Source organism: Candidatus Binatia bacterium (genome assembly GCA_036563615.1).
Taxonomy (GTDB): Bacteria; Desulfobacterota; Binatia; order UBA12015; family UBA12015; genus DATCMB01.
In genome coordinates this window covers 1-12,133 of sequence record DATCMB010000021.1, presented here as the reverse complement: position 1 = coordinate 12,133, position 12,133 = coordinate 1, and the positions used below count along the sequence as shown (strand labels likewise).

The 12,133-nt window shown below is 71.5% G+C and carries 8 protein-coding genes; 6 read left to right on the top strand and 2 right to left on the bottom strand.

Annotated features, from left to right (window positions below; genetic code table 11):
• Positions 1 to 44: 44 nt before the first annotated feature.
• Together VIS07_17170 and VIS07_17165 are read right to left on the bottom strand one after the other, a co-directional pair.
• Positions 45 to 881, bottom strand: a complete 837-nt coding sequence (locus tag VIS07_17170) for an SDR family oxidoreductase (protein ID HEY8517243.1) — start codon at positions 879 to 881, stop codon at positions 45 to 47.
• 283 nt (positions 882 to 1,164) lie between these two features.
• Positions 1,165 to 2,535, bottom strand: coding sequence for a glycine-rich protein (locus VIS07_17165; protein ID HEY8517242.1), 1,371 nt, complete (start codon positions 2,533 to 2,535; stop codon positions 1,165 to 1,167).
• 261 nt (positions 2,536 to 2,796) lie between these two features.
• Between VIS07_17165 and VIS07_17160 the strand changes: the two genes are divergently transcribed.
• The 6 genes from VIS07_17160 to VIS07_17135 form a co-directional block, all read left to right on the top strand.
• Entirely contained in the window at positions 2,797 to 4,461 is a 1,665-nt protein-coding gene (locus tag VIS07_17160) for a hypothetical protein (protein ID HEY8517241.1), read from the top strand.
• A 106-nt stretch (positions 4,462 to 4,567) separates the two neighbouring features.
• Positions 4,568 to 5,395: an SDR family NAD(P)-dependent oxidoreductase gene (locus VIS07_17155; GenBank protein HEY8517240.1), complete on the top strand. Its 828-nt coding sequence runs from the start codon at positions 4,568 to 4,570 to the stop codon at positions 5,393 to 5,395.
• A gap of 110 nt (positions 5,396 to 5,505) precedes the next feature.
• Positions 5,506 to 6,330, top strand: a complete 825-nt coding sequence (locus VIS07_17150; protein ID HEY8517239.1) for a DUF2272 domain-containing protein — start codon at positions 5,506 to 5,508, stop codon at positions 6,328 to 6,330.
• Between the two features lie 178 nt (positions 6,331 to 6,508).
• A complete protein-coding gene (locus VIS07_17145) occupies positions 6,509 to 8,314 on the top strand; it encodes an alpha/beta fold hydrolase (GenBank protein HEY8517238.1) in 1,806 nt (601 codons plus the stop codon).
• A gap of 104 nt (positions 8,315 to 8,418) precedes the next feature.
• Positions 8,419 to 10,209 (top strand): alpha/beta fold hydrolase, encoded by a 1,791-nt coding sequence (locus VIS07_17140; GenBank protein HEY8517237.1) that lies wholly within the window; start codon positions 8,419 to 8,421, stop codon positions 10,207 to 10,209.
• Between the two features lie 140 nt (positions 10,210 to 10,349).
• Positions 10,350 to 12,133, top strand: a 1,784-nt coding sequence (locus tag VIS07_17135) for an alpha/beta fold hydrolase (protein HEY8517236.1), incomplete at its 3' end; no start/stop codon positions are given.

Sequence of the window (12,133 nt, the reverse complement as noted above, 5' to 3'; positions counted from 1 at the left end):
CGGCCGAGCTTGGGCGCGCGCGGCCGCTGCGACTTCGGGAGCACTTACAGAATGAAGTGATCCCCCGCGGCGCGCACCGTGACGTCGCCGATCGACACGCCCCACGGCTGGTCGATCGCGTGCACGATCGCGTCGGCGATGAACTCGGGCGCGAGGCTCGGGTAGGCGATGCTCTCCGGGTCGAGGTTCTCGGCCGGGAAGCGGCCCTCGGTGATCTGCGCGAACATCTCCATGAACTCGTTCGTGTTCTGCCCGAGGATGCCGACGGCAGCCGCTTGGTTGATCACCGTGCCGGCGAGCCCCGTGGTCGGCACGCCGGTCGGCTTGACGATCGTGACCTTGATCTTGCCGCGCGTCTCGACGCGCAGCGACTCGGAGAGGAAGTTCACCGCCGCCTTGGTCGCGCCGTACACCGCGGCGCCGACGACCGGGTAGTTGCCGTAGATCGACGACAGGTTGACCACGTGGCCGCGGCCCTGCGCGATCATCTGGTCGTACACCGCGACGATGCCGTTCAGGACGCCCTTCAAGTTGACGTCGATGCAGCGGTGCCAGGCGTCGACCGCGGCCGCGTGGTCCGCGTAGAAGGCGAGCGGCATGATGCCGGCGTTGTTCACGAGCACGTCGATCGCGCCGAAGGCGTCGACGGTCGCCTTCGCGAGCGCGCGCATGTCGGCGAGGTTCGCGACGTCCGCGTGCAGCGCGAGCGCCGAGCCGCCTCGCTCCGTGATCGCCTTCTTCACCGCCTCGACCGCGTCGAGGTTCACGTCGGCACAGGCGACCTTCGCGCCGCGCGCGGCGAGGCGCTCGGAAACCAGCCGACCGAAGCCGCTGCCCGCGCCCGTGACGATGATCGACTTGCCTGCGACGTGATCCGCCATGTCCTGCTCCTCCGCTGCTGGTGATGGCTCGTTGCGGCGAGCGGTCGGCGGACGTGCTGTGGGCGCGGACCCGCGGTCTGCGCACCGACGCCGGTCGTCCGTCTCGACGCTCGGCCGGCGCGCATCATCACACGCGCCGACGCGGAAGACGAGCGCGCGAGCGGGAGGCGCAGCGCGAACCTCGCGGGCCGTCGGGGGCGGCGCTCGAGCGGCAGCGAGGGAAACCCGCCGCGCGCGTCCGTGCCGCGCGCGGCGGGTCGTGACGGGTCGGGGCCGTGCGCGCCTACGGCACGAAGTCGAACGCGGCGATGCCGCCGACGACGTCGACCTGCTTCAAGCCCTCGCGCGACTCGCACATCGCTTGCTGCACGGCCGGTGGGACCAGGACGCCGATCACCATCAGAACGTTGTCGTTGACGAAGGGCTTCTTCGGATCGGTCAGCACCGGACTGCGAAGCTGGAACTCGGATGCGTTCACCGAGTACTGGAACGGCTCCGCGATCGTGGTCTTCGTCGTGGCGACCATGATCGGCTTGTTGCGGGCATTTCGCCCCTGCCACTTCACCTGCAGCTTCTGCGGCTTGCTCGCTGCGTACGGGGCGAGGGAGCACGTCGCGCCCGCCTCGAGCTGCAGGGTCGCGTTCACGGTGACGTCGGTGATCGGCGCCTTGCCTCCCACCACACCCGAGCCGTCGCAGCTGCCCGTGAGCTTCAGCGTGAGCTTCACCGGCTTGGTGCTCGGCGTGTTCTTCAGGGGCTTGGCGAATTTCGCCGTGCCCGAGATCCACGGGCACACGACGTTGCCGACCGGCACCACCGGCTTGGTGCCGTACGTGATGGTCACCAAGCCGTGCCCCGAGCGCACTCCCTGCTCCTGCAGCTGGCGGACGCCATCCAGGACGTGGCCCGAGCCGCCGCCGCCCGGACCAAAGAACAGGGTCTCGCCGTTCTCGATGATGCCGTCGAGGCCTCCACCGCCGCCACCGAGGTACCCGCCGCCGCCTCCGGCCCCGCAGGTGTTGCCGGATCCGCCCACGCCTTCGGCGCCGGCGGACGGCTTGCCGGTGCTGTTGACGCAGAAGCCGGCCACGCCGCCGGTGGTGCTGCCGCCGCCGCCACAGACGGCGAAGATCGACTCCGTGCAGGCGGGGCTGCGCGTCCCCGGCATCGCGCCGCCGGCGCCGCCTTCGACGGGGGTCGTCGGCAACCCGATGGCGAACGGGCTCTTCTCACCCTCGCCGCCGCCACCGCCGGCGACGACCACGCGGTCATTCAGGCCGCCCGGCGCCCGGCGCACGTCGCTCGCGCCACCGCCTCCGGCCAGGCCGAGGTGAGCGTCTCCGCCGCCGTTGTACCCGCCCGTCGATCCGCCGGGCTGGCCGCCGACGTGGATGTACAGCGTCTCGCCGGGCGTGACGCCGATCATCGCGCGCTCGTGACCGCCGAGCCCGCCGAGCTCGCCGCCGCCCTGCGCGCCCCAGGCGTCGATGGTGAGCACGCGGACCTTCTCCGGCACGGTGAACGTCTGCACGCTGCCGTCGGTGCCGTCCGTGCCGTTGTATGCGAAGGTGCACGTGACGGGATTCTTCCCCGTGCAGTTCGGAGGCAATGCTGCGAAGCCGGTACCGATGCCGAGCGCGACGGTTGCCGCCACGAGCCCTGCACGGAGCCATGCGGCGCCGCCCGGCGCCATCGCGAAAACAGTGCCTGACGTCCTTGTCATGCCCACGTCTCCCTCTCGATCGGCGAGCGCGCGTGAGCGCTCCGCGACGACACGGGGCGACGCGTAGCAGCGGCGAGCGCGCCGGGTCGATGATCGTTTCCGACAAAAAACTGATTTTTGCTGCCACGGCCGATTCTGGGCGCCGCGGCGACGGCTGGCTCGTGGGGCGCGCCGTCCGATACGCTGTCGTGCGTGGGGGGAAGGGTTGATCGCGCGCACCCGACGCGCTGGTTGTTCGAGGGGAAGTCGACCGGGTTCTCGCTCTTGGCGGCGGCGTACCGGGCGGTAGCGCGTGCGCGGACGACGCTCGCCGCGCTGACGCTGTCGGTCGCGACGCTCGCGACGCTGGCGACGTGTCTCGCGTCCGCCGCGCACGCGCGCGTCCCCGCGACGCCGCTCATGACCGTCTACCGCTTCGACGGGCCGCTCGACGTCCCGACCTACGATGCCGACGTCTTCGCGGAGCGCGGCGTCGGCGCCGTCGCGGGCTCGCTCGCGCAGGGCACGTCGGTGATCCCGTGCCTCGTGATCCGCGACGGCAAGCCGCTCACGGACGCGTCCGGGACGCCGTTCGTCGGCTTCGAGGTCGTGGTCGACGCGCGGCGCGCCGTGCCCGAGGACACGGCGGCGTACCGCGAGACGTTCGCCCGCCGGCAGACGCTCACCGTCGAGAACCACCACTGCCCGCCGGGCGTCGACCGCGTGATCGACGTGCGTCACCTGGCGACGCTCGACAAGGCACCGTGGTTCGACCCGCCGCGCGCCGCGAGCGCCGCCGCGCGCGACGACGGAGCGAGCGGCGGAGGCGGCGCGGCGCGCAGCACGCTCGACCCCGTCGTGCGCGCGTTCCACGAGTCGCAGCACTGCGCGCAGGTGCAGCGTCGCCTGATCGGCCGACGCGCGGCGCTCGAGGAGGCCTGGGACGCGTTCGCGCGCGGCGAGGGACGGCGCTTCGGCGCCGACGTCGTCGAGCGCGCGCGCGCCCTCGACTACACGATGCGCACCGCGATCTACGAGGCGCACCTCGATCGCGGCTGCGGCGCCTACGGCGCGTGCGAGCGCAACGTGATCGCGCTCTCGATCCGCAACCGCGCGCGCGCCTGCAGCCGCGCGCAGGGCTGCCGCTTTCCCGGCGACGTCGTCGGCGTGGCGTCGAAGGTCTCGCAGTACAACATCTGGGACGAGGTGCTGACGCAGGTGACCGGGCTCGCGTCGTGCTTCCTGCGCCGTGACCTCGCGCGCGACGAGCGCTACGCGAAGCTGCAGGCGATGTACGAGCAGTCGGTGCTCGACGTCGAGCGCATCCTGTTCGCCGACGACGCCGAGCTCGCGGAGCTCTTCCCGGGCATCGACCCCGCGACGCTCGCGACGCTGCGCCACTACTACCATCCGCCGGCGATGGGGAAGTGCTTCCCGAACGAGCCGCGCGTCGAGTACATCTCCGGCGCCGTCGCGCGTCGCGGCGACGACTTCGTGCTGATCGCCGGCACGCGCGTCGAGGTCGGCGAGAAGCGCGGCAGCGGCTACGCGTTCCGCGCGGTCACGGTCGAGGAGACGCCGCGGCGCGACGTGCTGCGCACCGCCGACCGCTACCCGGGATTCTTGCTCGATGCGCGGAAGGTGACGCTCCAGCCGAGCAAGAGCTGCCGTCCGTGGGGAACGCCGCCCGGCTGCTCGCGCGGCGAGGTCGGACGGCATCGCAAGGTGCCGAGCTGGCTCTCGACGGGACGTCCGCTCGCGATCACCTGCCGCGTGCGCGCGCGCGACCCGGAGTGCACGAGCGGCGTCGAGATCGCGACCGCGACCGTCGGCGGCGCATGCGACGTCGACATGCAGCCGGTCGCGGGCGTGCCGTAGCGGTCGCGCGTAACGAGCCGTTCGCGAGCCGGTCGGCGACGGGCGTCCTCCGGAGTCTGCAGCTGACGCGGCGCGCTCGGCGCGCGCATGCTAGCGGCCTTCGCCGATGCGGACGATGGCACAGGCGGGCTGGTCGGCGTCGCCGACCGTGGTGATCACCGGCGCGGCGAGCGGCATCGGGCGTGCTCTCGCGCGGGCGTACGCGGCGCGCGGCGCGCGCGTCGCGCTGCTCGACGTCGACGGGCCGGCGCTCGAGGCTGCGGCCTCCGGGCTCGCGAACGCGACGACGCACCGCTGCGACGTCGCGAGCGTCGCCGCGGTCGACGAGGCGCGCGACGCCGTGCTCGCCGCGCACGGCACGGTGCACCTCCTCGTGTGCAACGCCGGCATCTCGGCCGCGGGTCCGGTCGAGGCGCTGCCGCTCGACGTCTTCCGCCGCACGATGGACGTCAACTTCTGGGGCGTCGTGCACGCGTGTCGCAGCTTCGTGCCGACGCTGCGCGCGACGGCGGCGCGCGGCGAGCGCGCGCATCTCGCGATCGTGCTCAGCGACTTCGCGCTGCTGTCGCTGCCGACCAAGGCGGCGTACGCGGCGTCGAAGCACGCCGCGAAGGCGTTCACCGAGGCGCTCGCCGCGGAGCTGCAGGGCAGCGGCGTGCGCGTGAGCGCGATCTACCCCGGCGCGACCGCGACCGACATCGTGCGCCGCGGCCACGCCGTCGACCCCGCGAAGCGCGACCGCGAGGCCGAGTTCCTCGCGCAGGGGCTGCCGCCGGAGGAGGTCGCGCGCCGCATCGTGCGCGCCGTCGACGCAGGTCGCGCGCGCGTGCTCATCGGACGCGACACGCGCGCGATCGACGTCGCGACGCGGCTCGCGCCGGGGGTGATGCAGGCGGGCGTGCGTCGGTTGTGGCGGCGGGTGCCGTTTCTCTGAGGCGCGCGATACGACATCGTCGAGGTCATGAAGCCGATGCGCTGGAGCCCGGACGCTGCGGTGCGGGTGCCGCCTCGTCACTTCCACCGCGACGTGTCGCTGCCGAAGGCGTGGACCTACCTCGAAGCACTCCGCGCGTAGGAGCACGCCTCGCCGCGCTGCTCGCGCTCGCGGCGTTCACCGCGCTCGCTGGCTGCGCGGCGCTCGCGCCGGCGCCCGACGCGCACGTGCCACCCTTCGCGCGCGTTCCCTACGAGCCGTTCTCGCGCGACGCCGCGATCGGCGTCGCGCTTCGCGAGTGGCGCGCGTTCGGCTCGCGCATCGACGACGCTCCGCCGGACCCCGAGCGCGACATGCCGAGCGACGCGACCCCCGAACGCACCTCGGGTCTCTGGCAGCGCGTCGGCGAGTACTGGTGGCTCGGGCAGGACGCGGGCAGCCGCGAGTCCAGATGGACGGGACGGCACGACGCGCGCGGCGCGGTCTTCCCGCCCGAAGAGGACGCGAGGTACGCGTGGTCGGCGGCGTTCGTCTCCTACGTCATGCGCATCGCGGGCGCGCGCGACGGCTTCCCCTACGCGGCGTCGCACGCGACCTACGTCAACGCGGCGCTCACCGACCCGGAAGGTCTGCGAATCCGCGCCGAGCGCCCCGAGGAGTACCCGCCGCAGCCCGGCGACCTGATCTGCATGGGCCGCGACCGCTCGAAGGGCATCCGCTTCGACGATCTGCCGGCCGACTTCGCAGGGCATTGCGACCTGGTCGTCGAGGCGATGCCCGGGTCGCTCACGGTGGTCGGCGGCAACGTCGGCGACAGCGTCACGCTGAAGCACGTCCCGGTGACCGACTCCGGCACGCTCGCGACGCCGGACGGCCGCGTCCTCGACGCGCGCTACCCGTGGTTCGTCGTGATCCGCGTGCTGTACGACCGCTGACCGCGCCGGGATCCTCGCGATTCGAGCAGGCGCGTGCAGCGGCCGACGCTTGACGCTTCGACGCCTAAAGCGCCGCTCTGCGTCAGCCGATCCTTCCGGAACTTGGGTCGCGGCCGCGGCCTCGTTCGATCGTTCGGAGGTACGGGGGGACGTGCAGAACAGGATCAGGAGCGTCGCTTTGGGAATCGCCGCCGCCGTGCTGGCTGCGTGCTCGGACGCATCGTCGCCGCCGACGCCGGAGATCGTGTGGCACGCGTGCGATCCGTCGGTCATCGATCCGGACTACATCGAGCAGCTCGGCGAGCGGCTCACGTGCGCGACGATCGAGGCGCCGATCGACTACGACGACCCGCGCAAGGGCACGATCGACCTCGCGCTGCTGCGGGTCGCGGCGGGCGATCCGTCGCGGCGGCGCAACGCGATCTTCATGAATCCGGGCGGTCCGGGCGGTGACGGGCTCGAGCTCGGAGCCGACTACGGAGCGATGTTCGCGAACGCCAATCCGAACGACCCGATCGGCGCCAAGCTCCGCCAGCTCTCGGACGAGTACGACATCCTCGGCTTCTCGCCGCGCGGGGTCGGCCAGAGCACGAACCTCGTCTGCCAGCTCGACGAGAACTATCTGGTCGAGCTCCTGCCGACGACGGTCTTCACGCCGGAGAACCTGGCCGCGATCTACGAGAACCAGCTGCGCGATGCGCGCGCGTGTCGCGCGAATCCGCTGACGCCGTACATCAACACCGACGCGGTCGTTCAGGACATGGACCTCGTCCGCCGCGGGCTCGGCGACGAGAAGCTCAGCTACCTCGGCTTCTCCTACGGCACCTGGCTCGGCATCTGGTACGCGAGCCGCTTTCCCGAACACGTCGACCGCATGGTGCTCGACAGCACCGTCGACTACACGTTCGAGAGCTTGGCAATGACGGGCAACGCTCAAGCGGTGCCCATGCAGTTCGTGCTCGACGAGCTCATCATTCCCTACGCCGCGGTGCTGGACCCGCTGTTCGGGCTCGGCCGGTCGGCGGAGGAGATCCGCGCGATCTTCGGCTCGCTGCCGGTCGAGCTGCAGGCCGTGTTCAGCAACGAGGTCTACGGGCTTCTCTTCGACCAGGAGCGGGCCGACGACGTGGTCGTTCGGCTCGGGGCGGCGAAGGGCGTCGGCGAGGTGATGCGCGCGTTCCCCGACGCCTCGCGGGAAGAGCTCGAGGTCCGCGTCGCCGAGCGGCGCTACGCACCGGACGACGAAGTCGACGACGCCATGCGCGAGGCGGCCGGCGAGCTGCTCTCGAACGCTCTCGACCTGAAGAGCGGGATCACCCGTCCGGTGACGCTGCATTCGGAAGACGCGGTCAACAAGTCGGTGACCTGCAACGACGGACCTGCGCCGACCGACCCGGAGTTCTGGAACCAGCAGGCCGCGGAGCTGCGCGACGTCGCGCCGGCGTACTTCCACGATCGCTTGGAGCTCAACTGCACGGAGGAGTGGGGCGGGCCGACCGTCGTGCGGCCGAGCGTCGACGGCGCGCGACGCGTGCCGAACATCCTCATGGTGCAGGATCAGTACGACGCTGCGACGCCGCTCGACGGCGCGCTCCGGACCTACGAGCTGCTCGGCAACGCGAGCCTGATCTACAACTCGCGCTCCTACACGCACGGCGTGTTCCCCTCGGGCGAAGCGTGCGTCGACGTGACGGTCGCGGACTTCTTCGTCGCCGACGACATCCCCGGGCACTTCGTCGTCGAGTGCGAGGGCAAGGGGCTGCTCGATGCGCTGCGCGACCAGATCCCTGCCGACGCGGCGATCGCGGCGAGCGCTTCGGGAAGCGGGCTGCCGGAGACCCTCCGCGCGCAAGCGCTGCGCGGCGCGAGCGGCGACATGAGCCGCGCGTACCTCGATCCGGAGTGGGCGCGCACGCTCACACGGCGGATCCACGACAAGGTGCGCGACGCGGCGCTCGCCGCACGAGGTGTCGGCGGGCGCTGAGCGCCGACCCCTCGGGAGAGCTGGAGCCGCGGTCGCGGCCATTCGTTCGATCGTTCGGAGGTACTGACGTGGCAGGTGTGTGGAGCAGGACGAGGATCGTCGCCTTGGGGATCGTCGCGGCGGTGCTGGCCGCGTGCTCGGACGCGTCGTCGCCGACGCCGGAGCTGGTGTGGCACGAGTGCGATCCGTCGCTCGTCCCGGAAAGATTCCGCACCGAGCTCGGCGAGCGGCTCGCGTGCGCGACGCTCGCGGTGCCGCTCGATCACGACGATCCGCGCAAGGGGACGATCGAGATGGCGCTGCTGCGGGTCGCGGCGGGCGATCCCGCGCGGCGGCGCAACGCGATCTTCGTGAATCCGGGCGGCCCGGGCGGCGACGGGCTCGTGCTCGGAGCGTTCTACGGCGCGCTCTTCGCCACCGGCAATCCGACGACCCCGCTCGGCGCGAAGGCACGTCAAGTATCGGACGAGTACGACGTGATCGGCTTCTCGCCGCGCGGCGTCGGCTCGAGCACGCGTCTCACCTGCACGCTCGACGCGAGCTACCGCGTGGAGCTCCTGCCGACGACGGCCTTCACGCCGGAGAACCTAAACGCGATCTACGAGAACCAGCTCCTCGACGCGCGCGCGTGCCGCGCGAACCCGATGACCCCGTACGTCCACACCGACGCGGTCGTGCGCGACATGGACCTCGCCCGTCGCGCGCTCGGCGACGAGAAGATCAGCTACATCGGCACGTCGTACGGCACCTGGCTCGGCATCTGGTACGCGAGCCGGTTCCCCGAGCGCGTCGACCGCTGGATGCTCGACAGCACCGTCGACTACACGAACGAAAGCCTCACGGCGTTGGGGAACGACCAGGCCGTGCCGCTCCAGTTCGTGCTCGACGAGCTCGTGATCCCGTACGCGGCGACCTACGACCGGATCTTGGGCCTCGGCTCGTCGCCGGAGGAGATCCGCGCCATCTTCGGGTCGCTGCCGGTCGAGCTGCAGACCGTGCTGAGCGACGAGCTCTACTCGCTGCTGTTCTCGCAGGATCGGGCCGACGAGGTGATCGTGCAGCTCGGCGCCGCGAAGGGCGTCGGCGAGGTTCTGCGCGAGTTCCCCGATGCGCCGCGGGACGAGCTCGAGGTGCGCGTCGCCGAGCACCGCTACGCGCCGAACGACGAGGTCGACGACGCCATGCGCGAGGCCGCCGCCGAGCTGCTCGAGGCGACCCTCGACCTCGCGAGCGGCGTCACGGAGCCCGTGACCCTCGAGCCGTTCGATGCCGTGAACAAGTCGGTGACCTGCAACGACGGACCGGCGCCCACCGATCCGGAGTTCTGGAACCAGCAGGTCGCGGAGCTGCGCGACGTCGCGCCGGCGTACTTCCACGATCGCTTGGAGCTCAACTGCACGGAGGAGTGGGGCGGGCCGACGACGGTGCGGCCGAGCGTCGACGGCGCGCGACGCGTGCCGAACATCCTGATGGTGCAGGACCAGTACGATCCCGCGACGCCGCTCCCCGGTGCGCTCCGGACCTACGAGCTGCTCGGCAACGCGAGCCTGATCTACCGGACGCGCGACTACACCCACGGCGTGTTCCCGACCTTCGAGACGTGCGTCGACGACGCGGTCCTCAGCTTCTTCGCCGCCGACGAGGTGCCGGGGCACTTCGCCCTCGAGTGCGAGGGCAAGGGATTGCTCGACGAGACGTCGTCCGACGTGGCGCGCGCGGGGAGCGAGTCGGCGAGCGAGCTGCCGGAGGCGCTGCGCGCTCAGGCCGTGCGCGGCGCGCGCGGGGACGCGAGCAGCGCCTACCTCGACCCGGAGCTGGCGCGCGACCTCGGACGGCACATCCGCGAGGAGGTCCGCGCCGCGGCTGCCGCCGGACTCGGTGTCCGCGCACGCTGAGCGGAGGACCGTCAAGCATACCAGTCGCGGTCGATCGTGCCGCCGGAGCCGCGCTTCGAGCGCGCTCAAGTCTCGTCGAGCGCCGTCCGATGTCTTGCGAACACGGTCGCGGCGGGCGCGGCCATCGCTCGGAGGTCGGCATGGGCGCGCGTAGCAAGACGAGGATCCTCGCGACTTACCTGGCCGCGGCCATGCTGGCCGCGTGCTCGGACGCACCCGCGCCGCCGACGCCGGAGATCGCGTGGCACGATTGCGATCCGTCGGTCAGCGATCCGGACAGCATCAAGCAGCTCGGCGAGCGGCTCCAGTGCGCGACGGTTGCGGTGCCGCTCGATCACGACGACCCGCGCAAGGGCACGATCGACTTCGCGCTGTCGCGCGTCGCGGCGGGCGATCCGTCGCGGCGACGCAACGCGATCTTCGTGAACCCCGGCGGCCCGGGCGGCGACGGCCTCCGCCTCGGGGTGAGGATAGGAGCGCTCTTCGCCCTGGCCGATCCGTCGACGCCGCTCGGCGCCCAGCTGCGGCGGGTCTCGGACGAGTACGACGTGATCGGCTTCTCGCCGCGCGGGGTGGGCTCGAGCACGAATCTGACCTGCCATTCCGACGAGCCCTATCGCGTGGCGTTCCTGCCCACGGTCCTCTTCACGCCGGAGAACCTGGCCGCGAGTTACGAGAACCAGCTTCTCAACGCGCGGGCGTGCCAGGCGAACCCGCTCACGCCGTACATCAACACCGACGCGGTCGTGCGCGACATGGACCTCGTCCGTCGGGCGCTCGGTGACGAGAAGCTCAGCTACCTCGGCTATTCGTACGGCACCTGGCTCGGCATCTGGTACGCGAGCCGCTTTCCCGAGCGCGTCGACCGCATGGTGATCGACAGCGTCTTCGACTATGCGACGGGGACGCTCACGACCATTGGCCTCAATCAGCCGCCTGCACTGCAATTTGTGCTTGACGAGATCGTCAGCCCGTACGCCGCGACGAAGGACGCGACCTTCGGGCTCGGCACGTCGCCGCAGGAGATCCGCGGCATCTTCGGCTCGCTGCCGGTCGAGCTGCAGACCGTGCTGAGCGGCGAGCTCTACTTGAGGCTGTTCTCGCAGAGACGCGCGGACGAGGTGGTCGTCCAGCTCGGTGCGGCGAAGGGCGTCGCCGAGGTGATGCGCGAGTTCCCCGACGCGCCGCCGGACGAGGTAATGCGGCGCATCGCCGAGCGCCGCTTCGCACCGGACGATGCGATCGATCAGCAGATGCGCGAGGCAGCCGAAGCGCTGTTCTTCTGGGCCCTCGAGCTCGAGCAGGAGGACACCGAGCCGGTAGAGGTCCCTGCGGACACTGCGGTCAACATTGCGGTGGTCTGCAACGACACCCCGTCGCCCACCGATCCGGCGTACTGGAACCAGCAGATCGCGGAGCTGCGTGAGGTCGCGCCCGCGTTCTTCGGGGGGCTCAACTGCACGGACGAGTGGGGCGGGCCGACGGTCGTGCAGCCGGACGTGGATCGCGCTCGGCGCGTGCCGAACATCCTCATGGTGCAGGACCAGTACGACCCCGCGACGCCGCTCGCGGGCGCGCTCGCGACCTACGAGCTGCTCGGCAACGCGAGCCTGATCTACAACACGCGCTCCTACACGCACGGCGTGTTTCCCACGAACGAAGCCTGTGTCGACGGTGCGGTCGCGGACTTCTTCGTCGCGGACGAGATCCCCGGGCACTTCGTCCTCGAGTGCGAGGGCAAGGGGCTGCTCGACGGCGCGCCTGCCGCCGCGGCGCGCGCGGCGAGCGCGCCCGGGAGCGAGCTGCCGGAGGTGCTGCGCGCGCAGGCGGTGCGCGGCGAGAGCGGCGACGCGAGCGGGGCGTACCTCGACCCGGAGCTGGCAAGCGCGCTCGTGCAGCAGATCCACGACGAGATCCGCGACGC